Source organism: Methylobacterium sp. CM6244, assembly GCF_054817885.1.
The window spans coordinates 1,148,782-1,173,345 of record NZ_CM139247.1 but is presented as its reverse complement, the minus strand read 5'-3'; the positions used below and the strand labels follow the sequence as shown (position 1 = coordinate 1,173,345).

21 protein-coding genes and 1 pseudogene are annotated in these 24,564 nt (G+C 67.3%); 10 read left to right on the top strand and 12 right to left on the bottom strand.

Annotation, left to right across the window (positions count from 1 at the left end):
- Positions 1-22 precede the first annotated feature (22 nt).
- Entirely contained in the window at positions 23-148 is a 126-nt protein-coding gene (locus tag ACYQML_RS05395) for a hypothetical protein (protein ID WP_461234936.1), read from the top strand.
- A 15-nt stretch (positions 149-163) separates the two neighbouring features.
- A pseudogene (locus tag ACYQML_RS05390) lies at positions 164-685 on the top strand (FMN-dependent NADH-azoreductase); the annotation flags it as partial.
- Positions 686-695: 10 nt separating this feature from the next.
- On the opposite strand, the gene ACYQML_RS05385 reads toward ACYQML_RS05390, so the two are convergent.
- The 6 genes from ACYQML_RS05385 to ileS all read right to left on the bottom strand — a co-directional run bounded on the left by ACYQML_RS05385 (position 696) and on the right by ileS (position 8,910).
- Positions 696-1,292, bottom strand: a complete 597-nt coding sequence (locus tag ACYQML_RS05385; protein ID WP_461234935.1) for a HupE/UreJ family protein — start codon at positions 1,290-1,292, stop codon at positions 696-698.
- Between the two features lie 195 nt (positions 1,293-1,487).
- Positions 1,488-2,789: a M16 family metallopeptidase gene (locus ACYQML_RS05380; protein ID WP_419953245.1), complete on the bottom strand. Its 1,302-nt coding sequence runs from the start codon at positions 2,787-2,789 to the stop codon at positions 1,488-1,490.
- A gap of 63 nt (positions 2,790-2,852) precedes the next feature.
- The gene (locus tag ACYQML_RS05375; protein ID WP_056423183.1) at positions 2,853-4,238 is read right to left on the bottom strand and encodes a M16 family metallopeptidase; all 1,386 of its coding nucleotides are present in this window, start codon (positions 4,236-4,238) and stop codon (positions 2,853-2,855) included.
- 184 nt (positions 4,239-4,422) lie between these two features.
- Entirely contained in the window at positions 4,423-5,052 is a 630-nt protein-coding gene (locus ACYQML_RS05370; RefSeq protein ID WP_207413047.1) for a hypothetical protein, read from the bottom strand.
- Positions 5,053-5,261: 209 nt separating this feature from the next.
- Positions 5,262-5,762: a signal peptidase II gene (gene lspA, locus ACYQML_RS05365; RefSeq protein ID WP_056423178.1), complete on the bottom strand. Its 501-nt coding sequence runs from the start codon at positions 5,760-5,762 to the stop codon at positions 5,262-5,264.
- Between the two features lie 163 nt (positions 5,763-5,925).
- Positions 5,926-8,910, bottom strand: a complete 2,985-nt coding sequence (gene ileS / locus ACYQML_RS05360) for an isoleucine--tRNA ligase (RefSeq protein WP_461234934.1) — start codon at positions 8,908-8,910, stop codon at positions 5,926-5,928.
- Between the two features lie 473 nt (positions 8,911-9,383).
- On the opposite strand from ileS, the gene ACYQML_RS05355 reads away from it, so the two are divergent.
- Entirely contained in the window at positions 9,384-9,653 is a 270-nt protein-coding gene (locus ACYQML_RS05355) for a hypothetical protein (protein WP_056423171.1), read from the top strand.
- Between the two features lie 133 nt (positions 9,654-9,786).
- Positions 9,787-10,035 carry a hypothetical protein gene (locus ACYQML_RS05350; protein WP_461234933.1) on the top strand — a complete coding sequence of 83 codons (249 nt, stop codon included), beginning with the start codon at positions 9,787-9,789 and terminating at the stop codon, positions 10,033-10,035.
- A gap of 86 nt (positions 10,036-10,121) precedes the next feature.
- On the opposite strand, the gene ACYQML_RS05345 is transcribed toward ACYQML_RS05350, so the two are convergent.
- The 3 genes from ACYQML_RS05345 to ACYQML_RS05335 form a co-directional block, all read right to left on the bottom strand.
- Positions 10,122-10,676: a MarR family winged helix-turn-helix transcriptional regulator gene (locus ACYQML_RS05345; RefSeq protein WP_156467655.1), complete on the bottom strand. Its 555-nt coding sequence runs from the start codon at positions 10,674-10,676 to the stop codon at positions 10,122-10,124.
- Between the two features lie 333 nt (positions 10,677-11,009).
- Complete coding sequence (locus ACYQML_RS05340) at positions 11,010-11,399, bottom strand: response regulator (RefSeq protein WP_056423399.1); 390 nt, start codon at positions 11,397-11,399, stop codon at positions 11,010-11,012.
- 82 nt (positions 11,400-11,481) lie between these two features.
- Entirely contained in the window at positions 11,482-12,765 is a 1,284-nt protein-coding gene (locus ACYQML_RS05335; protein WP_461234932.1) for an adenosylmethionine--8-amino-7-oxononanoate transaminase, read from the bottom strand.
- Positions 12,766-13,033: 268 nt separating this feature from the next.
- Between ACYQML_RS05335 and ACYQML_RS05330 the strand changes: the two genes are divergently transcribed.
- The gene (locus ACYQML_RS05330) at positions 13,034-14,203 is read left to right on the top strand and encodes an aminotransferase class I/II-fold pyridoxal phosphate-dependent enzyme (RefSeq protein ID WP_461234931.1); all 1,170 of its coding nucleotides are present in this window, start codon (positions 13,034-13,036) and stop codon (positions 14,201-14,203) included.
- 2 nt (positions 14,204-14,205) lie between these two features.
- Here ACYQML_RS05330 and ACYQML_RS05325 read toward each other — a convergent pair whose 3' ends face one another.
- Positions 14,206-17,631 carry an acyl-[ACP]--phospholipid O-acyltransferase gene (locus ACYQML_RS05325; protein WP_461234930.1) on the bottom strand — a complete coding sequence of 1,142 codons (3,426 nt, stop codon included), beginning with the start codon at positions 17,629-17,631 and terminating at the stop codon, positions 14,206-14,208.
- A gap of 184 nt (positions 17,632-17,815) precedes the next feature.
- Between ACYQML_RS05325 and ACYQML_RS05320 the strand changes: the two genes are divergently transcribed.
- Together ACYQML_RS05320 and ACYQML_RS05315 are read left to right on the top strand one after the other, a co-directional pair.
- Positions 17,816-18,430, top strand: coding sequence for a TetR/AcrR family transcriptional regulator (locus tag ACYQML_RS05320; protein WP_461234929.1), 615 nt, complete (start codon positions 17,816-17,818; stop codon positions 18,428-18,430).
- Between the two features lie 102 nt (positions 18,431-18,532).
- Positions 18,533-19,090 carry a pyridoxamine 5'-phosphate oxidase family protein gene (locus ACYQML_RS05315; RefSeq protein WP_461234928.1) on the top strand — a complete coding sequence of 186 codons (558 nt, stop codon included), beginning with the start codon at positions 18,533-18,535 and terminating at the stop codon, positions 19,088-19,090.
- A 10-nt stretch (positions 19,091-19,100) separates the two neighbouring features.
- Here the strand turns inward: ACYQML_RS05315 and ACYQML_RS05310 are convergent, their stop codons facing one another.
- Both ACYQML_RS05310 and ACYQML_RS05305 read right to left on the bottom strand, forming a co-directional pair.
- On the bottom strand, positions 19,101-19,973 hold the full coding sequence (locus ACYQML_RS05310; RefSeq protein ID WP_461234927.1) for a DUF3108 domain-containing protein: 873 nt from the start codon (positions 19,971-19,973) through the stop codon (positions 19,101-19,103).
- A gap of 124 nt (positions 19,974-20,097) precedes the next feature.
- Positions 20,098-21,117, bottom strand: a complete 1,020-nt coding sequence (locus tag ACYQML_RS05305) for a gamma carbonic anhydrase family protein (RefSeq protein WP_461234926.1) — start codon at positions 21,115-21,117, stop codon at positions 20,098-20,100.
- Positions 21,118-21,343: 226 nt separating this feature from the next.
- Between ACYQML_RS05305 and ACYQML_RS05300 the strand changes: the two genes are divergently transcribed.
- The 3 genes from ACYQML_RS05300 (at position 21,344) to ACYQML_RS05290 (ending at position 24,547) form a co-directional block, all read left to right on the top strand.
- Positions 21,344-21,835, top strand: coding sequence for a molybdenum cofactor biosynthesis protein MoaE (locus ACYQML_RS05300; protein ID WP_461221699.1), 492 nt, complete (start codon positions 21,344-21,346; stop codon positions 21,833-21,835).
- 136 nt (positions 21,836-21,971) lie between these two features.
- Positions 21,972-23,156, top strand: a complete 1,185-nt coding sequence (locus ACYQML_RS05295; protein WP_461234925.1) for an AI-2E family transporter — start codon at positions 21,972-21,974, stop codon at positions 23,154-23,156.
- A 659-nt stretch (positions 23,157-23,815) separates the two neighbouring features.
- The gene (locus tag ACYQML_RS05290) at positions 23,816-24,547 is read left to right on the top strand and encodes a hypothetical protein (RefSeq protein ID WP_461234924.1); all 732 of its coding nucleotides are present in this window, start codon (positions 23,816-23,818) and stop codon (positions 24,545-24,547) included.
- Positions 24,548-24,564 lie beyond the last annotated feature (17 nt).

Genomic DNA, 24,564 nt, shown 5'->3' with positions numbered 1-24,564 from the left:
CCCCTAGGCCGGGGCGGAATGCGTGATAGATCCCTCGCTCACCGACCATCGGAGTTCCCGCATGCCCCACCTGCTCTACGTCGAAGCGTCACCGCGCAAGGAACGCTCGGCGTCGATCGAGGTCGCCCACGCCTTCCTCGATGCCTAGCGTGCGACGCATCCAGAGGGCAAAGTGGACATGCTCGATGTCTGGAACACGGCGCTTCCGGACTTCGACGGGGAAGCGCTGGCGGGCAAGTACGCGGCCCTGGCGGGCGAAACCTTGAGCCCCGCACAGGAGGAGGCCTGGGTGGCGATCCGCGCCCTTGCGGACAGGTTTCGCGCGGCGGACCTGATCCTGTTCGCGGTGCCGATGTGGAACTACACCATCCCCTACAAGCTCAAGCACTTGTTTGATCTGGTCTCCCAGAAAGACCTTCTCTTCACCTTCGACGAGCGCGGCCAAAACGGGATGCTCGATGCCACGGCCGTCGTCATCAATGCGCGCGGCGTCGCTATCGGCGCGGATTTCCCGGCCGAGATCTACGACCACCAATCGACCTACATGGCCACTTGGCTGCGCATGGTCGGCATCACCGACGTCCACCAGATCGCGGTCGAGAAGGGATTGATGGGAGCCGATCTCGACCGGCAATCCCGTGACGAGGCCCGCGCCGAAGCCGAAGCCCTGGCGCGAAGGCTGTAGGGCTACGCTTTCAGAAAGCGCCGGCCAGGAGGCCGAGACCGGCGGCCGCGAAGGCTGCGCCGGCGACACGTAGAGCCGGACGGCTATTCCGCTCACCGAGGCGGCCCATGCCGAGGCCGAGGCCGAGACCCACGGCGTGGAGCAGGGCGGTGGCAGCGACGAAGCCGGCGCCGTAGGCGAGGCCCGAGGCCGCCTCCGGCATCTCGGCGCCGTGGGCATGGCCGTGGAACACCGCGAAGACGCCCACGAGCGCCATGGCGGCCGCGACCGGCATCGTCAGGCGCAGGGCGACGGCGGCACCGAGCACGGCGACGGACAAGGCGATGGCGGTCTCCACATGCGGAAGCGCCACACCGGACGCACCGAGCGCGCCGCCCACCACCATCATGCCGATGAACGACAGCGGGACGAGAAGGATCGCGCGGCCGCCGACCTGCGCGGCGACGAGGCCCACCGCCACCATGGCGAGCATATGGTCGAGGCCGGTGAGCGGATGGAGGAAGCCATGGGCGAGCCCCGACGCATCGCCCTGCCCGGTATGCGCCAGGGCGGGACCGGCCATGAGGCCGAATGCCAGACCCGGCAGAATTCGAACGAAACGCGTCATCCCTACTCTCCCCGAAGCCCCGAAGGCCATCACCCGTCCTGAATGCAGGACGTGATCGGTCCTGGCAACGGTCGTGCCGACGCGACGGCGGGCAGAATCAGGTAGACTTGGCAGGACGGTGACGTCCCCCGATGCGTGGGGCGCGAAAGGCATCCGATCCGGAGCTCGGCCGACACGCCGCGAAGCATGCGAATCCTACAGGAAATCGGTGGGCCGCCCCGCCGCCACAACGAGCATCCTGCCGTCGGCGAAGGTGCGAGCGCCGGCGCGGCGGATATCCGCCTGGGTTACGTTCGTCACCATTTCGTTGCGGCGGGCGAAGTAATCCATCCCCAGCCCTTCGAAGGAGATCTGCACGAGCTGATGCGCGATCTTGGTCGAGGTGTCGAAGCCGAGCGCATAGGAGCCGGTGAGATAATCCTTGGCCTTCTGTAGCTCTTCGTCGGACGGACCGTCGCTGATGAGCCGGCCGATCTCGTCGCCGATCACCGACAGGGCTTCACCGACGCGCTCGTTCTTGGTGGCCGTGTAGCCCCAGGTCATGGCGCTGGCGCGGTGGCTGACGAGGGAGGTGCCCACGGAATAGGCCAGTCCCCGCTTCTCACGCACTTCCTGGAACAGGCGTGAAGTGAAAGAGCCGCCGCCCAGAATATGGTTGAGCACATAGGCGGGGATGAAATCCGGGTCCTTCCACGGCACGCCGCCCATGCCGAAGCGCAGGACCGATTGCGGCACGTCGATATCGACGACGACGCGGCGACCGAGCTGGCCGACCTGCGTCTGCGGCACGGCATTCAACGGTCCGGCCTCGTCGAGGACGCCGAAAGCGCGGTTGAGGGCATCGGCCAGACGGTCGGAATCGATGGCGCCGACGGCTGCCACCTTAAGTCCACCCCGGCCGATGAGTTGCCGATGCATCGCCACGAGGTCGTCACGGGTGATGGCCGCGATGCTCTCCGGGGTGCCGGAGGACGGCCGGGCATAAGGATGGCCCGCATAGGCCTCGGCGAAGAAACGGCGTGAGGCCATCACGCCCGGATCGTTCTGCTGGTAGCGCAGGCCGGCGAGGGTCTGGGCACGGACCCGCTCGATGGCGTCAGCATCGAAGCGCGGCTTGGCCAGCGCGAGGGCCAGGAGATCGATGGCCTCGTCGGCGTGCTTGACCAGCATCTTCAGGGAGCCGCCGACCGCATCGGCGCCGGCATGGAACGACAATTCGATGGCCCGCGCGGCCAGACGCTCCTGGAAGGCGTCGGAGGAGAGATCGCCTGCGCCCTCGTCGAGGAGGCGGGCCAGCATCTGGGCGACGCCGCCCTTGCCCTCGGGATCCTGCGCGGCACCGCCCTCAAAGGTGAATGCCAGGGCGATCATCGGCACCACGGGCGATTCCACGTGCCAGGCTTCGATCCCGGCGGCGGCGGCCACCGGAAGCGCCACCGTGGGAGCGTCCGCGCCGCGGGCGGTGGTATCGACCAGATTGGCTTCGACCGAGTTCATGAGAACCTCATTCTTTTTCTGGGCGCCCGGGCCGGCATCAGCGGGATCGCGCGAGGGCTCGCCTCACGCAGCGGCGGCGTCGGGATCGCGCGTCTTCGTCAGGTATCCGGTCACGGAGCGGGCGGGGATCAGGTAGCGCTCGGCGACGGCGGCGAGCCGGGCCTGCGTGACCCCCTCGATATCCGAGGGCCAGCGACGGACCTCCTCGATGCTCTCGCCAATCGCGAGGGCCGAGCCGTAGATTCGGGCCAGCGAGGATTGGCTGTCGGAAGAATAGACCGTCTCGGCCACGAGCCGGGTCTTGGCCCGCTCGATCGCCTCCGGGCCCAGCGCTTCGGAGGGAACGCGGCGCAGGACGCGGTCGACCTCCTCCTCCAGCCGCTCCAGGCTGACGCCCTCGGCCGGGATGGCGTAGACCGAGAAGCGGGTGTCATCGATGGCCGAGCCCATGTACCAGGCACCGGCATTCACGGCGACGCCGAGTTCCATCACCAGCTTGCGGTAGAGGAACGAGGTCGAGCCGCCGCCCATCACCTCGGCCAGGAGTTCCAGGGCATGGCACTCGCCGTCGCGGGCGGTCATGCAGGACGGGGTGAGATACAGGCGCTGCAGGGTCGGCTGCTCCACCTTCGGATCGGCGACGCTGAGGCGGCGCAGGGCGCGGGGCTCCGGCTCCTTGGCGCGGACCCGCACCGGCCGCGATCCGCGCGGCGTCACGAGGCCGTAGGTATCGTCGGCAAGGCGGCGGACCTCATCGGGCGTCACATCGCCGGCGACGACGAGGATCGCGTTCTCGGGGGTGTAGAAGCGGTTGTAGTAATCCAGGGCGTGGGTGCGGTTGAGATCCTCGATCTCGTGCATCCAGCCGATGATCGGCGTGCCGTAGGGGTGATGCACGAACAGCGAGGCAGCCATGGCCTCCGAGAGCTGCGCCGACGGATCGGTCTCGACCCGCATGCGGCGCTCTTCCAGCACCACGTCGCGCTCGGGCGCCACGACGGAATCTTCGAGGACGAGACCGGTCATGCGGTCGGCCTCGAACTCCATCATGGTCTTGAGATGGTCGCGGGCGACGCGCTGGAAATAGGCGGTGTAATCGTAGGAGGTGAAGGCGTTCTCCTGCCCGCCGAGGCCGGAGACGGCCTGCGAGAACGCGCCGACCGGGTGCTTCTCGGTGCCCTTGAACATGAGGTGTTCGAGGAAATGCGCGATGCCGGACTGTCCGATCGGATCATCGGCAGAACCGTTGCGGTACCACACCATGTGAGTCACCACCGGGGCGCGGTGATCGGGCACCACCACGACGTCGAGGCCGTTATCGAGGGCGAAGGCGGAGACTTCGGGACCACCTGCCTCGGACCGGCCGAAGGGCGCGGCCTCGGCCCGGCCCGCATGGCCGTAGCGGCGGTTGAGCGAGAACCCGGGCGTATCCTTCCGCAGCAGATGCATCGTCTTTTCCTTGATACGTCGGCCACACGTGACCGCCCGTCATGAGCGCAATGCCTCTTGCGCACTCCTCGGATGCCGTGAGCCCGAGGAACGAAGTCAGGGCAAATCCCGTACCGACACCGGCCGGGCGTTACCCTCGCCCTCTCGAAGAGCCGGACCAAGCAGGTCCGAGATTCGAACGCGCCTAACGTCCCCGGATGTAGGCACCCGGATCGGCTTCTTCACGCTCGCGCGAGGGATTGTTGATCGGGTCGCTGTTGTTCCGGGCGACCGCCTTCGGAGCCTTGCGGTATCCGTTCGGCGGATCGGTCAGCGTATCGCGATCGGGCTCGACGAGAATCGGCTCGGCCTTCTCCTCGCGCTTGCCGAAAATGTCGAAGGGGCTCCAGATCGAAGACGAAGCACCGTCGCTTTCGGGACGACCCGGCTCGGTACGCACGCTCGCGTCGGCACGGCGACCGCCGCGCATCTCGTCGAGCGAGAGCGTCATGTTGTTGTCGTCCATCCGCCCCTGTGCCCCGCGGGAGATCGGCTTCCTCGCGTCGGCGAGTTCGCGCTCGCGTTGGACGATCTCGGGATCCTTGGGCCATTGCGGCGTGGCGGTGGCGGCGCGCGGCGGCGGCAGCGCCTTGCCGTCGAGCTTGGGCGGCATCACCAGGGGCGCCCGCTCACGGTAAGTGATGGCCGGCTTATCGGCCTCGATCAGGCCCATGCTGCTCAGGGTGTCGCGCATGAACACGCCCTGCTGCGCCTGCGCGCCGCTAGCGGCGAGGAGTCCGGTAAGGCCCAGGATGAACCCACGATGCCCGATCATGCTGCCCCCAAATTACGCCGGCTCGCAGATTGCGCCGGCTCGAATGCGTGCCTGCCCGGAAGGCACCGGCGTTCGTTGGTCGATGCCGATCCTGCCCTCGTGGCCTGACGGCGGTTTCAGGCGATCGTATGGCGCCTTGACCGCAGGGCACCAGCCTCACGGAGATTAGGATCCGTATTGTGGTTTACGGAACACAGCCACGCGAATCTTCAGGCCTCGCCGGGCGAGGCCCCGTCGCGAGGGCGCCGGACCGGGATCAGGCTGTCGATGAGGAGGCCGACCACACCGGCGACGATGGCCGCATCGGCGATGTTGAAGACGTACCAGGACCATGCTCCTGCATGGAGATGGACGAAGTCGAACACCGCGCCGTAGGCCGCACGGTCGATGGCGTTGCCGATCGCCCCGCCCGCGATGAGGCCGAGGGCGGCGGCCAGGAGCGCCGACGAGGCACGGCGCATCCAGGCGATCATCCCGATCGAGGCCGCCACGGAGACTGCCACCAGGATCCAGCGACCCAGGCCGCCATCCTGCTGGAACAGACCGTAGGAAATCCCGCGATTCCACACGACGACGAAATCCACGAAGGCGGTCAGGTGCCAGGGCTGCGTCAGCACCAGGTCGGTGCCGAAATAGAGCCAGAGCTTGGAAGCCTGATCGAGGACGAGGGTGGTCAGGAGGACGACGAGGCCAAGGCGGAAGGAGGTCATGGCCACACTCGTCCCTTTCCCGGTCGCGAACGAGGTCGGCCCTCGCCTGAGCTTAGGTCAGGTGAGGGACGCGCCGCGTCGCTCGGAGACGGCGCCCGCTCCTCCGGTCGCTTCATGACCGGCCTCCCCCGGAAAAGAGGGATGGCCGCCCGGCGCATTCGGATCACGCCGCCCCCGCCCCGCCATGGACGGCGTCCCACTCGCGCAACGCCTGGGCATCGCGCGGCGTCACGTCCGGATAGGCGGGATCGGACCCGACAGTCTCCGAGACCCGCCACGAACGGGCGCATTTCCGTCCCTGGGCAAGTCCTGGGACCAACGCCACGCCCCGCACGTCATCGAGCCGGAAAGCGTCGGCCGGGCCCTCGCCCGCCTCGATGGTGATGCCGGAGGTGATGCAGACTTCCGAGAAGTCGATTCCGTCGAGGGCCGTGAGCAGGTCGGGATCGGCGATGAACACGGTCGGCGCCGCCTCGAGACTCGCTCCGATGCGCTTGGCTGCGCGCTCGATTTCCAGGGCGCCGGTGACGACCCGGCGGACGCGGCGGATCTTCTGCCAGCGCTGAGCCAATGCGTCGTCGCGCCAGGACGTCGGCGTTTCGGGCAGGGTCTCGAGATGGACCGAACCGACGGCTGACGGATAGCGATCGAGCCAGGCCTCTTCCGCCGTGAAGGCGAGCACAGGCGCGAGCCAGATCGTCACCCGGCGGAAGGTTTCGTCGATCACCTGCAGGGAGGCGCGGCGGACCTGCGACGAGATCGGGTCGCAATAGAGCGCGTCCTTTCTCACGTCGAAATAGAAGGCCGAGAGATCGCCGGTCATGAAGCCGTTGAGCAGGGCTACCACGCGCTTGGTGTCGAAGCTGGCGTAGGCCTCTCGGATCTCGCCGTCGAGCTCGCAGAGGCGATGCAGGATGAGCCGCTCGAGTTCGGGCAGCTCAGCATGGGGCACGGCCGGCCCGGCCTCGAAATGCGCCAGAGAGCCGAGCATCCAACGAAGCGAGTTGCGCAGCTTGCGGTAGGTTTCGGCGAAAGTCTTGATGATCTCGGGGCCGATGCGCAGGTCATCGGCATAGTCCGAGGCCGCGACCCAGAGACGAAGGATATCGGCACCGGAATCCTTGATGACGCTCTGCGGCGCCACGACGTTACCCTTGGATTTCGACATCTTCAGCCCTTTCGGGTCGAGGACGAACCCGTGGGTGAGGACGATGTCGTAGGGCGCGCGTCCCCTGGTCCCGCTCGATTCGAGCAGCGAGGACTGGAACCAGCCGCGATGCTGATCGGAGCCTTCGAGATACATCACCGTGTCGAGGCCGCCGTCGCGCTTACGCACGATACCCGACAGGCCGGGAAACATCTCAGGGTCGTCGAGCACGAAAGCATGCGTCGAGCCGGAATCGAACCACACGTCGAGGACGTCGGTCACCTTCTCGTACTCGGCCGGATCGTAATCCGGGGCTAGGAAGCGAGCGCCGTCGACATCGGTGAACCAGGCATCCGCCCCTTCCGCCTTGAAGGCTGCTGCGATGCGGGCATTCACCGCCTCGTCGCGTAGGACCTCACTGGTGCCCCGCTTGACGAAGACGGTGATCGGCACGCCCCAGGCGCGCTGGCGCGACACCACCCAGTCCGGGCGGTTGGCGACCATGCCGTTGATGCGGTTCTTGCCCTGGGTGGGCACCCATTGCGTCTCGTCGATGGCCTTCAGCGCCACGTCGCGCAGTGTCTTCTCGCCCAGCGCCTCCACCGGCCTATCGAGGGCGATGAACCATTGCGGCGTGTTGCGGAAGATCACCGGCTTCTTTGAGCGCCAGGAATGCGGATAGCTGTGCTTGAGCGTGCCGCGCGCGACCAGGGAGCCTGCCTCCGTCAATGCAGCGATGACCGCCTTGTTGGCGTCTCCCTTGTCGCCCTTCGGAGTCAGAACGAGTTTTCCCGTGAAACCGGGCGCCTCTTCGGTGAGCGCCCCGTCGGCATCGACGGTGTAGGGGATACGGGTCTCGATACCGCGCTGGGCAAGGGCCCGGCCATTGGCTGTCCAGACCTCGAAATCCTCGCGGCCATGGCCCGGCGCCGTATGGACGAAGCCTGTACCGGCCTCGTCGGTGACGTGGTCGCCGTCGAGGAGGGGTACCGCGAAATCGTAGCCGGGGACGTACCCGGCGAGCGGATGCGAGAGGGTGAGGCCGCCAAGCTCAGCGGCCGTGACGTCCCGGACACGCTCGAACTTCTCCACACGGGCCGAGGTAAAGACCGCGGCGGCCAGGCTATCGGCCAGGATATAGCTGTCGCCGGTCTTGGCCCAATTCTCTTCGGCGGCCTGAGTCACCCGGTAGAGCCCGTAGGCGACGCGCTTCGAATAAGCGACGGCGCGGTTGCCCGGCATCGTCCAGGGGGTCGTGGTCCAGATCACGATCCGCGAAGCGGCCAGGTCATCGGGCGCCCCTGCGGTGAGCCGGAACGCTGCGAAGATCGTGTCGCTGACATGGTCCTCGTACTCGACCTCGGCCTCGGCCAGGGCGGTCTTTTCCACCACCGACCACATCACCGGTTTCGAGCCGCGATAGAGCTGCCCGGTCATGGCGAAGGTCATGAGTTCACGGGCGATGGCGGCTTCTGCCGGAAACGCCATAGTCGCGTAGGGATGCTCCCAATCGCCGGTGACGCCCAGGCGCTTGAACTCGGCGCGCTGCACGTCGAGCCAATGCGCGGCGAATGCCCGGCACTCCTGGCGGAACTCGATGACCGGAACATCGTCTTTGTTACGGCCCTTGGCACGGTACTGTTCTTCGATCTTCCACTCGATCGGCAGGCCGTGGCAATCCCATCCCGGAACGTAATTGGCGTCGTAGCCAAGGGCGCCTTGGCTGCGGACGATGACGTCCTTCAGGATCTTGTTGAGCGCCGTGCCGATATGGATGTTGCCGTTGGCATAGGGCGGCCCATCATGGAGCACGAATTTCGGCCGGCCGGCCGCCTTCACGCGGATCTGGCCATACAGGTCGATGGCGGCCCAACGCTCCAGCAGGTGAGGCTCGCGCACCGGCAATCCGGCCCGCATGGGGAACTCGGTCTTGGGCAGGAACAGGGTCTGCGAATAGTCGCGGGCGGGCAGGCCGGCGTCGGTGGCTGTCGAATCGGTCATGGAATCTTCTGCGAAACGGTGCGCTGATCTTCAGACGGTCGGCATTGGGCCGATGTCGGCGAACGGAGGCGGTGCGACCGCCCTCCCGGCTCCCGCTCGGGCCGCCGCAGCGGCCTTCAGGCGGAGGCCGGGCTCGTAATTCGAAGGCGGCTCGCGCCGCGCGGGACGTCAAGAACGCGCATTCCCGGCTTCTAGCAGCGCCGGACGGCAGAGACCAGCAGCGGTGCAAGAGTCGTCGGGCAATCGCTTGAAGCCATCCCAATGCGCCTCTCATGTCCTCTTCCTGGACCCGGTCCACCATGGAACCGCGAGCGCCCGGCGGGATCGATGCCACCTTTTCGAAGCTCGGCCGTTATCAGTCTATGCGTGACGGCGCGCCGTCCTTGTCGAGGACGGTGCCGATCCGAACGCTCGAAGCCGAATCGGCCGCGAACATGCGGCCGGTTTAGGAACGAAAGAGAAGGAAAGCCGTCATGAAGAAGGCATTGCTTGCTGCCACCCTCGTCCTATCCGCCTTTGCGCTGTCGGGCGCGGCCGAGGCCCAGGGCCTTCCCGGTGGTGTCCGTCGCGGCGCGGCCGAGGGTGACCGGGTCGGCGGACCGATCGGTGGCATCGTGGGTGGCGCGGTCGGTGGCGCAGTCGGGACCGTCAACGGCGCCCTCGGGATCGATCCGGGTCGCAGGGCCTACCGGACGCGCATGAATTCGCGTCGCCACTACCGCCACCACCACCACCGCCGCTGAGGCGAATCCGAACCGGCCTTCCCGCGACAGGGAAGGCCGGCGGGCTTCTCTGCAACGCTCGCCATTGGTTTAAGAGTGTCTTTATGGAGGTGTGGCAACGTCGGTCCGGCCTTCCCGAGGGACCGTCTGCAAAATGGCAAAATGGATTCCGCTGACGGCCCTATTCGGTCTCGTCTGCCTCATGGTGATCCCGACACCAGGCGTCATCGGTATCCTGATCGGGAGCGCCTGCGCCTTCGCCATCATCGTCAGCGCCATCGTCATGATGATCGACCGGCTTGCCGGCCGTCTCGCGCGCCGGTTGGAGCGTCGCAAGCTGCGGCGCGCGCCCAAGCCTAAGCTGGGTGTCCATGCGAACTCGGGCATCGCCAGAAAAATCTGAGGGCGCTCCTCAGTTCGGCACGCGCAGGTTTCCACCCCAGTGACGCGTCACCGATTCGCTGACCGAAGAGCAGAATCCCAAAGGGTTCAGTCGAGGCGGTCGGCCTGGATCGGCACGACCAGCGCATCGGGCTCGTCGTCGTCGAGTTCGATATCCGAGTCTCCGTCGACCTCGTGGCCGGTGACGCCGGACACGTCGGCGAGGTTGCGGGCGGCCTTGCGCAAGAGCTTGCGCAGGCGACGCCGCTCCTTGCCGTCGAAACCGTCGAGCATTTCGGCTTCGACATCGTCCCAGATGCGCTCGATGGCCTCCGCCTTGGCGAGGCCCGTATCGGTAAGGCGCACGCGCACGACGCGACCATCCCCGGCTTCTGCACGACGCTCGACGAAACCGAGGGCCGCGAGGCGCGAGATCGTCTTGGAGGCGGTGGGCGGACGAACCCTCAAAGTGGCGGCCAGATCTCCCATGGTCATCGTTCCGGCAACAGCCAGTGCCTGCACTACCTGTTCCTGTCCGGCGAATAGATCGAGGGCGGCCAAGCGGTCGCCGACTCTGGAACGATGCAGCCGCGCGGCCTGAACCAGGGCCCAGCCGACACTCTTCGAACCGGGAGGACGGATACGCTTGTCGGACTTGCCCATCGTCTGCTCGCTATCCCTATCGGCCTCGCCGAGCTTGCCTGTTTCGGATTTGTCCATTGCGGACTTGCCCGAGGGTGAGGCCTTGCCGGACGACACCGTCCCTCGCTGATCAGCCGAAACCATCGCCGCCCGACTCCACACTTGCAGACAGCCACGCTCTTCCCGCACGGCCAGATGGCAGAGGCGGGATCAGCGGGCTATTTGGGCGCATGTGGCGTCCGGCTCGTGAAGCTGGGATGACAGTCGGCTTAAATTCGCGCCAAATCGACGGTCGGCAAAGGACTCTTCGCCGACCGGCTCCATGCTGAGGAGGTCCGAACCTATGCGGAGGCCTCAGCAGGGCATCAGGCTCCTGATCTGCTGAAGGATGTCCTCTCCGGTGCAAGGCCTGGAGATGAAGCGGGCGCCTGCGGGAATCCGCTCCGGATCAGGCGCGGCGCGGCCAGACACGATGACGATCGGCAAAGTCGGCCGGGCCTCCGACACCGCGTTGGCGAGTTCGAACCCGTTGACCTTGCCCGACAATTCCACATCCGTGATCAGCCCGCAGATATCGGGCCGGGCCTGCAGGATGCCGAGGGCGCGCTCCGCAGACGCGCATTGCACCGTCTCATAGCCGCCATCCTCGAGGACATCCCCGAGGTCCATGATCGTCAGGGCTTCATCCTCGACGAGGAGGATCACCGGCCTGTCGTCGTCCGAGCGCGTCGTCTCATTCACCACGATGCCCACCCTTCACCGTTTGACCCAACCTGATCCAACGATAAACATCCGTTCAGGTTGCAGGGTGGAAGCGGACAGATTTTCAGCTCTGCGCCTCAGCGTCGACCGATGCCCGGACCACATGGGTCACGGCTTCGCAGAGCCGGTCGAGATCGCCCGGCGCGATGGTCAGGGCCGGCGTCAGGTAGACGATGTCGCCGAAGGGACGGACCCAAACCCCCTGCTCCACGAAGCGCGCCTTGAGCGCCGCGAGATCGGGTGCGCGTGCGAACTGGACAGTTCCGATGGCTCCGAGGACGCGGATGTCGGCGATACCGGCGAGGCCGCGAAGGCCGGAGAGCCCATTACGCAGGCGGAGTTCGATCGCCCGCGCCTGATCCAGGCGCGGCTCGGTCTCGAACAGGTCGAGGCTGGCATTGGCGGCGGCGCAGGCGAGAGGGTTAGCCATGAAGGTCGGCCCGTGCATCAGCGCCGCCGCGGGATCGTCGGACAGGAAAGCCTCGAAGACCGGACGCCGTGCGATCGTCGCGGCCAGCGCCATGGTGCCGCCGGTAAGCGCCTTCGACAGGCAGAGGATGTCGGGCACGATTCCGGCCTGCTCGCAGGCGAACAGAGTGCCGGTGCGGCCGAAACCCGTGAAGATCTCGTCGGCGATGAGGGGCAGTCCATGCCGCTCGGCCGCCCGCGCCACCCGTGCCAATGTCTCGGGCGCGTGCATCACCATGCCGCCGGCCCCCTGGACCAGGGGCTCGACGATGATCGCCGCGAGGGTAGCGCCATGCTCGGCCAGGGCATGGTCGAGGGCGTCGGCGGTGGCGTCGTCGCGCGGAAGATCGCAGAAGACCTGGGCAGGCAGATAGGCGCCGAAGCGCCGGTGCATGCCCTCTTCCGGGTCGCAGACCGACATCGCCCCCATCGTGTCGCCATGGTAGCCGCCACGGAAGGCGAGGAAGCGGCTGCGTCCGGCGATGCCCCGGTTGAGCCACATCTGCGCCGCCATCTTGAGCGCCACCTCCACCGCCACCGAGCCGGAATCTGTGAAGAACACGTGGTCGAGGTCGCCCGGCGCCAAGGCGGCGAGGCGGGACGCCAGGCGCTCCGCCGGCGCATGGGTGAGCCCCCCGAACATCACATGGGGCATGGCATCGAGCTGGGCCGCGACCGCGTCGCGGATGTGGGGATGGTTATAGCCATGGACCGCGGTCCACCACGAGGCGATGCCGTCGATGAGTTCGCGTCCGTCGGCGAGCACGATCCGCGAGCCGGAGGTGCGCACGGCCTCGAGGGGCGGCGCGGCATTCCGCATCTGCGTGTACGGCCGCCAGAGGGAGTTTTTCGGAACCGCGGGCGGAGGTGAGGCAGGCATGGGTCGGGGGATGAGCGCGCGAGGCCGAACGGTCAAGGGAGCGAGCCGCAACCCGATCTGAAAGCCGCCGGAGGCAGGGTCAGTGACCGGCCTTCCAAAGGGATCCGGTTTTTCTCCGGGACCATCCTATGCCTCTCACGAGACCCGAGTTCGTTTCCGGTACAGTTCCTCACGCTTCACGCCCGACCCTCATCGAAAGGGATCGACCGCGCGAGTGGTCGCGCCACTCGCTTGACATCGCGATGGCGCGGGCTTCCTTCCCGCTCCCATGTCCGACCTCGACCGCCCCACCAGCCTCGAAGCGTTCGCCCGCGACCATCTCGCCCACCTCGACGAAACCTCCCTGCGCCGGCATCTCAATCCCACCACGCGTGGCCCGCAGGCGGCGGCGACGCGGCACGGGCGCAGCCTCGTCTCGTTTTCCTGCAACGATTATCTCGGCCTGTCGCAGGATCCGCGTGTCATCGCAGCAGCTCAGGCCGCGACCGCACTCTACGGGACCGGCGCCGGCGCCTCCCGTCTCGTCACCGGCAGCCACCCGCCCCTCGCGGCCCTCGAAGAGCGCCTCGCCGCCCATAAGGGGACGGAGGCGGCCCTGGTTTTCGGCAGCGGCTATCTCGCCAATCTCGGCATCGTCTCCGGGCTCGCCGGCCCGCGCGACCTGATCCTCGTGGACGCACTCGGCCATTCCTGCCTCTGGGCGGGTGCGCGGCTCTCCGGCGCGAAAGTGATGCGGTTCGCCCATAACGATCTCGGCGATCTCGAAGCGCTCCTGACCAAGCACCGCTCCCGCCACCAGCACGCGCTGATCCTCACGGAGCGCGTCTACAGCATGGACGGCGACCGGGGGCCGATCACCGACATCCTGACTCTCGCCGACGCGCACGATGCCTGGACCCTGGTGGACGACGCCCACGGCCTCGGCGTCATCGGGGAGGACGCGCGGGCGCCCCTCGAAATGGGCACCCTGTCGAAGACGCTCGGCTCCTATGGCGGCTATCTCTGCGCGTCCCGCGCCGTGGTCGACCTGATGACGAGCCGCGCCCGGAGCTTCGTCTACACCACCGGCCTGCCGCCGGCTTCGGCCGCCGCCGCCCTGGCCGCCCTCGATATCGTCGAGGCCGAACCGGATTTCGCCGCGCGTCCGCTCGCCCTCGCCCGCCGCTTCACCGCGCAACTCGGCCTCCCCGAGGCACAGAGCCCCATCGTCCCCATTCTCGTCGGCGAAGCTGACGCCGCGCTCGGCCTCTCGGCCGCTTTGGAGGAACGGGGCTATCTCGTGGTCGCCATCCGCCCGCCAACGGTCCCGGCCGGGACGGCGCGGCTGCGAGTGGCGTTCTCCGCCGCGCATACGGAGGCGCAGGTGGAGGGGTTGGCCAACGCGGTAAGGGGACAATGGCCACGAACCCTCCCCCCTTTCCGGGAGAGGGTTCGCTAGACCTACGCCGCAGCGGTGGCCTCGCCGCCGGCCCGCTCGTGCGCGAGCTTGACCACGCCGACCTGATCCACCTTGCCGGTACCCAGCATCGGCAGCTTGTCCAGCACCACCACTTCGGCCGGGATGGCAATCTCGGTGGCGCCCTTGGCCTTGGCGAAGGCCTGGTAGGCGGGGCGTGTGGCGTCCTTGCGCTCCGTGAACAGGATCAGCCGCTCGCCCTTGCGCGCATCCGGCACCGCCGCCACCGCACTCGGTGTATCCGGCCAGAGCTCGCCGGCGATGGCTTCGATGCCGGCTAGCGACACCATCTCGCCGGCGATCTTGGCGAAGCGCTTGGCGCGGCCCTTGATCGTGATGAAGCCCTCGGCGTCGATGGCGACGATGTCGCCGGTATCGTGCCAGCCCTCCGGCGGCGCCTCCAACACGCCGGGCTTCTCCGCCCTGAGATAGCCGAGCATCACGTTCGGACCCTTCACCGAGAGACGGCCGCCCTCCTCAATGCCGGGCACCGGTTCGAGGCGAGACTCGATCCCCGGTAGGAGCCGGCCGACGGTACCGAAGCGGTTGAACATCGGCGTGTTGAGGGCGACCACCGGCCCGCATTCAGTGACGCCGTAGCCTTCGAGGATGCGCAGGCCGAACTTCTCGCTCCACGTCTTCCGGGTCGCCTGCTTCACCGCCTCGGCCCCGGCCACCACGTAGCGGAGCGAGCGCAGGTCGTAGGAATGGGCGGTCTTGGCGTAGCCGGAGAGGAACGTGTCGGTGCCGAACAGGACGGTGGCATTCGAGCCGTAGATCAGTTCCGGAACGATCCGGTAATGCAGCGGCGACGGGTAGAGGTAGACCGGGACGCCGGAGACCAGGGGCAGGATCAGGCCCGCCGTCAGTCCGAAAGCATGGAACACCGGCAGCACGTTGAAGACCTTGTCGGTTGGCCCGAAATCGATTCGAGCGGCGACCTGGGCGGTGTTGGCGAGCATGCAGCGATGGGCGAGTACCACGCCCTTGGGCGTGCCCTCCGAGCCCGAGGTGAACAGGATCGCCGCCGGATCGTCGCCGCGCCGCGCCACGAGGGGCTTGCGGGGGCTGAGGAAACCCCGGATCTTGTCGCCGGCGGTAATGCTGGCGCGCACGTCCTCCAGATAGACGAGCTTCACCTTGCCCTGGATGGCCTCGATCAGCGACCCGAGGCGGCCCTTCTCGATGAAGGCGCGGGAGGTGAGGATGGTATCAACCTCCGCCGCCGAGCAGGCCGAGAGGACGTTGGCAGGGCCGGCCGAGAAGTTGATCATCGCCGGCACGCGCCCGGCGCTGGCCAGGGCGAAGAAGGTCACGGCCGCGCCGTTGGCATTGGGCAGCATCAGCCCGATGGCCTTGCCCTCGGCGGCGAGCGGCATCAGCTTCCGGCCGAGGATGTTGGCGCCCATCACGAGGCGGGAATAGCTGAGCGTGCCCGTGACCGGGTCCTCCAGCGCGGTGCGGCGCCAGCCATGGTCGGCACCGGCCTGGATGAGAGCACTCATCACGCTGCGGTCGATGGGGGCGGTGTCGAAGACGAGATCGGACATGATGTCGTAGAGTGCCGCTCCTGCCGCGCGCCGCCGGTTCTTGCCCTTCAGCGCGGGATCGACGGTAAGCGCCACCGGCGACATCACCGTGACGATGACCTTCGGCCACCAGCGGCGGCGGACCTGATTGCGGGAGAGGCGCGAGAAGGCGGTCTTCTCCAGCCCCTCGATCTTCACCGGAACCACCTTGGCTCCGGATTTCTCGGCGATGAGGCCGGCGCCGTCATAGACCTTCATCAGGCTGCCCGTGACGGTGAGGCGCCCCTCGGGAAAGATGATCAGCGTCTCGCCGTTCTTGACGGCATTGATGAGCGTGCGCGTGGCCAGCGGCCGCGTCGGGTCCAGCGGCATCGCCTTGGTCACCCGTAGGAAGGGCTTCACCCACCAGCGCTGCGCGATGCCGTGGTCGACGGCGAATACCGGCTCCTTGTCGAGGAGCGAAAGGGCCAGCGGTGCATCCAGGAACGAGACGTGGTTGAGGGCGATGATGGCGTTGGGGCCGGCCTTCTCGACATTCTCCAGGCCCCGCACTTCGAGCCGGTAGAAGGCGCGGAACAGGATCGAGAGGAAATCGCGGAAGGCGCTCGTCGGCATCACCTTCAGGACGATCACGCCAGCGGCGAGGTTGGCGACGCCGATGAGGGTGAGGAGCGAGGCCATCAACCAGCCTGCGCCCTGCAGGGCGGCGAGGCCTAGCGCCCCGGTGACCATGAAGGCGGCGGTGAGCACGTTGACGGCGCCGATGACGCGGGCGCGCTTGTCCTTGTCGGTCCAGGCCTGCACGGCGGCGAAGGAGGGCACGATGTAGAGGCCGCCCGCGATGGCGAGGCCGGCGAAGGACGCCGCCACGCGAAGGCCCGTCCCGGTGGACAGGAAGGCGCCGGCCCCCATCACCTCGCCGGAGACCGGCGGCAGGTGCGAGATGGTCCAGGCGAGGTCGAGGGCGAACAGGCCCATGAACAGAGCGCCGATCGGCGTCGGCAGCAGGACGATGCGTCCGCTGGCGAGCCAGGAGGCCAGCGCCGAGCCGATGGCAATGCCCACCGAGAAGATCGCGAGAAGCAGGGTGACCACCGTCTCCGAGCCGTTCAGGCTCTCGCGCACCAGCACCGGCAGCAGGGCAAGCACCACGGCACCTACCAGCCAGAACCAGCTGACGATGAGCGAGCCGCGCCACAGCCGGGTATCGGCATAGAGGTCACGCAGCAGGGCCACGGTGGAACGGGCGACGTTGGGATCGATCCTGAGCGTCGGCGCCGCCTCGCCGGTCGAGGGAATCTGCCGCGCGGAGAGCCAGCACAGGATTGCGAACACCATGATCAGGGCGCTGAAGGCCAGCGCATCGCCGCCGAGCGCGCTGGCGAAGCCGGCCACGATGGTGCCGAGCAGGATGGCGAGGAAGGTCGCTGCCTCGACCAGCGCGTTGCCGGCGGTGAGCTCGTTGCGCTTCAGGTGGTCGGGCAGGATGCCGTATTTGATCGGGCCGAACAGGGCCGCCACCGTGCCGAACAGGCCGAGCGCCACGAACAGGACCGGCACGGAATGGAGGAAGAAGCCGATCGCTGCTGCGGCAGCGGCGAAGACCTCCGCGAATTTCAGCCGCTTGGCGATGAGCGCTTTGTCGTAGCGGTCGGCGAGCTCACCCCCGAGACCCGACAGGATGAAGAACGGGCCGATGAAGACGGCACCGGCCAGCGTTACCAGGATGCCCGGATGGGCGGCCTCTCCCCCGGCGCCCGCGACCTTGAACAGGATCAGGAAGACCAGGGCGTTCTTCAGAAAATTGTCGTTGAATGCCGAGAAGAATTGGCACCAGAACAGGGGCGCGAACCGGCGCGTCGTCATCAAGCTACGGAACATCTTGGTCTCCTCGGGGCGGACCATGACTGCCCACCCTGTAACGAACCGTCAAATCCGGTACGGCCGCGATTTTTGAACGTCGTGCAAATTAACGCCCGGCAGGGATGGCGGCAACGTTGATTTTGCACGTCGTGCAATCTATGCGCTGGTGGCGTGCCGGGCGGCACGCGAGCGTGGGGACAGCGTGGCGAAGGCAACCAAACCGGCACGGCGCGGCACCGGCCCCAGAGGCGAGCATAACCGCGAGGAATTCGAGGCCCTGGTGACCAAGGCGGCAGAGGGCCTGGTCCGCCTGGAGGGCCTGCGCGGCCTCGGCATGCGCCGGCTCGCCTCGGTGATCGGCTACGCACCGAACTCGATCTACAACGGTGTCGGCGATCTCGATGCGGTGGTGATGCGGGTCAACGCCCGCACCCTGGAGCGCCTGCACGCGGCGCTCACCGGCGCGATCCGTCCCGACGCCGCCCCGCGCGACAACGCCCTTGCCCTCGCCGATGCCTACCTCGCCTTCGTGGCCTCGGACCCGCGAGTCTGGAGCCTCGTCTTCGAACATTCCCTGGCACCGGATTCAGCCTTTCCCGACTGGTACGCCGCCGCGCTGGCCCAGGCGACCGACCTCGTCGATGGGGTGCTCGAACCGCTGATCCCGGATGCGAGCGAGAGACGGCAGGCGGTGGCGACCCTCTGGGCCGGCCTTCACGGGCTCGCCTCCCTGTCCACCTCCAACAAGCTCGCCGTCCTGACCCCCGAGCCGCCGCGCGACCTGGCGCGGCTGCTGGTCGGGCGGTTCCTGCGCTGATCCGCCATTCCTTCTCGGAAGCGTTTGTCAGCATAGCCGTGGATGCGAGATCCGGCACGATGCTGTAGGTTTCAAAGCCCGCCCCTGTCGTCCGAAAGCCCCATGGCCAAGCAGTTTCCGGCCCTCGACGAGCGCCACCTCGATTTCATCGCCCGGCAGCATATCGTCTTCACCGCATCGGCGGCGGAGGGCACGCGGATCAACCTGTCACCGCGCGGAACCGACACGTTTCGGGTCATCGACCCGAACACCGTGATCTATCTCGACCGTACCGGGAGCGGGAACGAAACCGCTGCACATCTGCGGGTGGATGGACGGCTGACGGTGATGTTCTGCGCCTTCGAAGGCGCCCCAACGATCCTGCGGCTCTATGGGCGCGGGGAGATCTTGACGCGCGGCAGCGACGCCTATGCCGGTCTGCTGGCAGGCGCGTATGACGGACAGGAGCCGCCCGGAGCGCGCCAGGTGGTGCGCCTCACGATCGATCTCGTGCAGACCTCCTGCGGCTTCGGCGTGCCCCTGTTCAACTATCGCGAGGAACGTCCCACCCTCGACCGCTGGGCCCAGGCCAAGACGGAGGCCGAACTCGACGCCTATCGCCGCCAGAAGAACGCGCGCAGCATGGATGGGCTGCCCACGGGGTTGTTCGCGGAGGAGTAGGGTGCACGCCCTACCGTGCGTTGGGCAAATGGACCTTCACCGACGTCCGGCCCGTGGGCTCGGGTTTCGGCCCCCATTGCGTCGCCTCGATCCCCGCATTGCCCCAGCCGGTGGGCAGGGAGATCGTCAGCGGCAACAGCATCGCCCCGCCGGGAACGGGCGCGAGCCGTACGCGGATGTCGTCGTTCTCAGCCATGCGGCGCACGCTGCTGCCATTGGGGCGGTGGCCCGAGATCGGCACCCAGCGCGCCCGGCAATCGAGGGCCGGTCCGCGATAGGGTCCCTCCTGGACGGTCACCAGCACCCCGCGGGAAAGGACGATATCCGCCCGGGTCACCCCGTTGAAGACCGGGATGCGCCGCTCGCAGAGGGTGGGGTCGAGGGATGCCTGGCCCAGCGGAATCGCCAGCATGGTCAGGGGATCGACGACACCGACCTTGTCCTGCGGCGCCACCGGGATCCGGTCGGGCGTCGGAGTCGGAGGCGGCTCCACGCTTTCGTCATGCGCGCGTCCCGCCGACAGGACCATGGAGACCTGGACCGGCTTGCGACCGTAGAGACTCTCGGACCGGAACGTGCCGGTGAGCGCTCCGCTCCGCGACCGCTCCCCCGACGCGGATGCCGTCCCCGATCCTTCGAAGAAGACGCCGGCCAGTCCGCGCAGGCCCGCCTTCAGATCGTAGGCGTAGCGCCCACCGGTCTGATCGACGGAGAGATCCGCCTCACCAACCGGAAGGTTGAGGAAGAGCAGGCGATAGGTGACGGAAAAGCGCTGGGGTGCCGGTTCGGCCGAAGCCGCGACCGGTGCGGCGAGGGCCAGAAGCACCGCGCCGATCAACGCGATGAAGCACGTCTCATGAGCATCATTGGACGAAGCGACCATGCGCTGCCCTCCTGCATGCCATCATGCCTTAAGAGATGCCGCCACTGACGCTGGTGCGGACCGGCACCTACCGGGTGATCGTCGCATTCGAGAACCGGACGGCAGACGCACTTCCGGCATCCGGTCAGTTCTCACCCGCCTCCATCTGGCGATACACTCGCCCATGCTCGCAATAGCCGGCGACGATGCGGGTCATCATCGCGCGCTTGTCCGCGTCGAGGGGGCCGAGGATGCGGGCCGGTCGGCCGCCCCAGAGATAGCCGCTCTCGAGGAGCTGGCCCGGATCGGTGGTGGAGCCGCCGGCGAGCAGCACATCGTCGGCCACCACGGTGCCGGGGGCGAGCACGCAGCCGATGCCGATGAGGCTGCGCGCGCCGATACGGCAATCGGCCATCCGCACGTTATGCGCGATCGTAGTGTCGCGGCCGATGACGACGCCCTCGGCCCGTGCACGGATGACGGTGTTGTCCTGGATGTTGGTGTCGGCGCCGATGAGGATGGGGCCGACCTCCGCATGCAGGTCGCAGGAGAACAGCACGCTCGATCCCGCGCCGAGGGCGATGCGGCCGCGCAGGCGCGCCGTGCTGGCGACGTAGACGCTGGGATCGACATCGACCTCGTCGCCGGCGACGGGCGACGGGGTATCTCCCGTGGCCTCGCGCACGCGCTCGGCCCGCTCGGCGACCTCGGCCGCGGTGACGGGACGCTGGGGTTTTGCCGGGCTGCCGGCATAGGCGAATCCGGCGGCGAGGTGCGAGCGCGGGAAGACGGTGGCACCGGCCTCGATCAGCACTCCGTCCTCCACGGTGGCGCCATCGAGGACGATGACATCGTCTTCGATCACCACGTCGGACCCGACCGTGCAGGCATGGACCACGGCATTGCGGCCCACCGTCACCCGGTCACCGACGAGGGTGGGATGCGAATCGGTGGCGATATGGAGCGTCGAGCGATGGCCGAGCCAGAAGCGCTCGCCGACGGTCACCGCCTCGCCGTCGGCACGGATCACGCTGTCGTCGCCGAGCCAGGCCTGGGCACCGATCGTGGCGGCGCCGATGACCGTGCTTCCGCGCCCGCACCAGACCGGACGGGCCGAGAAGACCGGCAGGACGCCGTCATGGGGCAGGATCAACTCAGGCGTCACGCGAGGGGAATTCCTTCGAAGCCGGTGGCGTGGACCGGGTATGGGACCGACTGGGCATGGCACCCATGCCGGTCGAGTGGTAAAGGCCGGGCGCCGGAATGGTGTTGCCGGAACGACGCGCAACAGCGTGGAACCACCGCGCGGACTTTGCAATGTCGCGCATCCCTTAAGGGGGATCAAACCCGGTCGCGAGGGCTTTCGCGCCGATGCGTCAAGGAATCGATGGATGTCGGCAGGCGAGATGACGGCGGGAAATCGGCCCGCACCCGCGATCAGCATCCAGAGTGCGCCCTTCGACGTGGCCGCTGAGATGGCCGCGCTGAGCGGGACTCTCCAGGGCAGGACCGGGGCGATCGTCACCTTCACCGGCCTGTGCCGCGACGAGGGCGGGCGCCTGACCGGGCTCGAACTCGAACATTATCCCGGCATGGCCGAGGCGGAGATCGGCCGGGTGGTGGAGGCGGCGCAGGACCGCTGGCCGCTCCAGGCGGTGCGGGTGATCCACCGGCACGGCCTCGTCGCGCCGGGCGACGGCATCGTCCTCGTGGTGACGGCGGCAAGCCACCGCGTCGCTGCTTTCGAGGCGGCGAGCTTCCTCATGGACTATCTCAAGACGAAGGCCCCGTTCTGGAAGCGTGAGCATCTGGCCGACGGCACCATGGGGGGCTGGGTCGAGGCCACGGGCGCCGACGATGAGGCCGCGTCACGCTGGGCGTGAGGGCGGACCGGCGGCGATTCGCCTCCGGTTCGTCCACAGAGGAGAGTGGGCCTCATGCCTTGCGCCCCTTGTCTGTAACGGGTTTCGCGCGCCCGTTCGCACCGCGCTTCGGTAGACCGCGCGAGGGGACGGGCAGATGCAGCAGGGTACGCCGATCAAGGACGAGCCGGGTCCGCACCCCGCCAACTGGTCGCCGACGGCCTCGGGAATCGCCGTGGTGGCGTTCATCGCCCTCCTGATCCTCGCCTGGACCGCCGCCTCGACCCTGCTCCTGATCTTCGCCGGAATCCTGCTCGGGGTCTTCCTCGATGGGCTGACGCGCCTGCTCGGCCAGGCCATCGGGCTCGGTCGCGGGCTCCGGCTCACCATCGTCAGCCTGATCCTCGGCGGGCTCACCCTCGGCTTTCTCGCCTTCGGCGGCGCGACAGTGGTGCAGCAGGGACGGGAGCTCGGCCAGACCGTCACGAAACAGGCGGGGTCTGTCCGTGACCGCCTGAAGGAATACGGGATCGACCTGCCGGCCTTCTCGGTACCGAGCGAAACGCCGGGCGATCAGGACACCGACAAAGCCAAGGACACTGACAAAGCCAAGGACACCGAGACCGACAAGGACAAGAAGGCCGGGGGCCTCGGCGGCCTCGCCTCGGGTGCGATCAAAAGCCCCGGCTCCCTTCTCTCCGATGCCGGCAGCATGCTCGGACCGGCGGCCACCGTCATCACCGGCCTGTTCAATGCGCTGGGCAACGTCCTGGTGATCGTGTTCCTCGGCCTCGCCTGCGCGGCCGATCCCGCCAGCTACCGCGACGGCGCGGTGCGGTTCGTGCCGCCCCATTACCGTCCCCGCGCCACCGCCCTCCTCGACGGTATGGGCGAGACCCTCCGGCATTGGCTGTTCGGCCAGCTCATCACCATGGCGGTGATCTTCGTCTGCATCTGGGCGGGCTTGAGTTTCCTCGGCATCGGCGGCGCCCTCATCCTCGGCCTGCAAGCGGGGCTCCTCGCCTTCATCCCCACCATCGGCCCGCTGATCGCCGGCGTCGTCATCGTGCTGGCGGGCCTCGCCTCCGGGACCAACGCGGCGCTCGGCGCCTTCGGTGTCTACCTCGTGGTGCAATGCCTGGAGAGCTACGGGCTGACGCCCTTCATCCAGAAGCAGGCTCTGGACATCCCGCCGGCCACCATCTTCGCAGGCCAGCTCGTGCTCGGCGTGCTGTTCGGCATCTGGGGCATCGCCCTCGCGCTGCCGCTGATGGCGGTGATCAAGGTCGTGCTGGAACAGGTCTATATCGAGGACACGCTCAACGAGGAGGCGGATGTCTGAGCGCGGAGCCGGTGGAGAGGCGTGACGCTGGCGCCGGAGACGACCACGCGGGGCCGGCCGGACGAGGACGATCCGCCTATGAGACTCGCATGCTCGCGCAAGTGGCCATGCTTGTTCCAGGGGCGATGGAGATTCGCCGAAAGCCCATGATAGAGATCCGGGCGCCCTTACAAAAGAGCCTTGTCAGGGCGGGTCGATGACATCGGCAATCGCCCTGCGATTTTGCATCACGGTAAGGATGTTTCCCAAATGAATATTGCGATACTATCAAAAGATAGATATTCGTTGGTTCAGATCGTCGTTTCGGCTCGCCGGCTCCGTCCTGTTTCCGACGATCATCGTGAGTTTGTGGTCTCACAATGCACGGCGGTACGTTTAAAAACCTATCGGATGGCGTTTCAGACATAGTCAGACACTTTGTAAGTGTCGGGCATTGGCATTGGGACTTCGTCGACGGCACTCATTTCTGGTCGCCCGGGCTCTATCCGATCCTGGGGATTCCCGACGGCCTCGTCAGGCCCGATTACGCGCTCCTGTTTAAGCTCATCCATCCGGATGATTGCCCGCGGACCATGGCACCCGGCTTCGTCAGGCGATCGGAGGCGGTTCCGCCCTCGATCTTCCGCATTGTCCGGCCGGATTCAGGGGTCTGTACCGTCTTGAGCCGTGTGGAGGTGACGACCGCGCCCAATGGACGGCCCCTGAGTGCCCATGGCATCCTCGCCGAGATCGGCGACCCTGCCATGCAGGCCTGTGCCGAAGCGGAGCAGCGGCAGCGGGACCGTGCGATCTTCGACAGTGTCGGTGCATTCACGTCGACCACGGATATCTACCCGTTCAGGAAGTTCTCGACGGAATGGCTCGACCTCGTCGGACTTCCCGAAGGAGAACTCCTGCAGGAGCCGACCCTGCCGGTCCTGAAGGGCGAGCGCATCCGTTGGCGCGATTATGGGCGGGAACTGTATCTCACCAAGCGCCTCGTCCATACGATGCCGAACCTCAGACTGGCGAATGGGGAAACCGCGACTTACCGCATGGTGATGATTCCCATGCTGAATGAGACGGGGGCTGTCGAAAGCTGGACCAATTTCGTTGGTCCGATCCATCTGAAGATCAGGCCTACAGGCCGCCTTCTGAAGGGCCTCGAACAGCGCATCGAAGCTGGACATATCCGTGCGGCACGCGCACTGCTCGACTGGTCGATGGCGGATTTGAGCGGAGCCTCTGGCGTGTCGCTCTCGACCGTCCGTCGGCTCGAGGGCTGCATCACCTCCGTCTCGGTGGCCAACCGCAATCAGGCGATTGGCGCCCTGCGCAGCGCGGGTATCGTGTTCTCGCTGACCGATGAGACGACGATCGCGGTCAGCAGGGGAAGTCAGATCGCCGGCTGAGACGCAGCCGGATCGGT

Bases quoted from the DNA above. Each gene is read 5' to 3' on its own strand.
- ACYQML_RS05345 (WP_156467655.1), bottom strand. From the start codon at position 10,676: ATGGGCAAGTCCGACAAGCGTATCCGTCCTCCCGGTTCGAAGAGTGTC.
- ACYQML_RS05370 (WP_207413047.1), bottom strand. From the start codon at position 5,052: ATGATCGGGCATCGTGGGTTCATCCTGGGCCTTACCGGACTCCTCGCC.
- ACYQML_RS05375 (WP_056423183.1), bottom strand. From the start codon at position 4,238: ATGCATCTGCTGCGGAAGGATACGCCCGGGTTCTCGCTCAACCGCCGC.
- ACYQML_RS05385 (WP_461234935.1), bottom strand. From the start codon at position 1,292: ATGACGCGTTTCGTTCGAATTCTGCCGGGTCTGGCATTCGGCCTCATG.
- ACYQML_RS05295 (WP_461234925.1), top strand. From the start codon at position 21,972: ATGCAGCAGGGTACGCCGATCAAGGACGAGCCGGGTCCGCACCCCGCC.
- ACYQML_RS05310 (WP_461234927.1), bottom strand. From the start codon at position 19,973: ATGGTCGCTTCGTCCAATGATGCTCATGAGACGTGCTTCATCGCGTTG.
- ACYQML_RS05325 (WP_461234930.1), bottom strand. From the start codon at position 17,631: ATGTTCCGTAGCTTGATGACGACGCGCCGGTTCGCGCCCCTGTTCTGG.
- ACYQML_RS05300 (WP_461221699.1), top strand. From the start codon at position 21,344: ATGTCGGCAGGCGAGATGACGGCGGGAAATCGGCCCGCACCCGCGATC.
- ACYQML_RS05335 (WP_461234932.1), bottom strand. From the start codon at position 12,765: ATGCCTGCCTCACCTCCGCCCGCGGTTCCGAAAAACTCCCTCTGGCGG.
- ACYQML_RS05355 (WP_056423171.1), top strand. From the start codon at position 9,384: ATGAAGAAGGCATTGCTTGCTGCCACCCTCGTCCTATCCGCCTTTGCG.
- ileS (WP_461234934.1), bottom strand. From the start codon at position 8,910: ATGACCGATTCGACAGCCACCGACGCCGGCCTGCCCGCCCGCGACTAT.
- ACYQML_RS05315 (WP_461234928.1), top strand. From the start codon at position 18,533: ATGGCCAAGCAGTTTCCGGCCCTCGACGAGCGCCACCTCGATTTCATC.
- ACYQML_RS05330 (WP_461234931.1), top strand. From the start codon at position 13,034: ATGTCCGACCTCGACCGCCCCACCAGCCTCGAAGCGTTCGCCCGCGAC.
- ACYQML_RS05380 (WP_419953245.1), bottom strand. From the start codon at position 2,789: ATGAACTCGGTCGAAGCCAATCTGGTCGATACCACCGCCCGCGGCGCG.
- lspA (WP_056423178.1), bottom strand. From the start codon at position 5,762: ATGACCTCCTTCCGCCTTGGCCTCGTCGTCCTCCTGACCACCCTCGTC.
- ACYQML_RS05350 (WP_461234933.1), top strand. From the start codon at position 9,787: ATGGCAAAATGGATTCCGCTGACGGCCCTATTCGGTCTCGTCTGCCTC.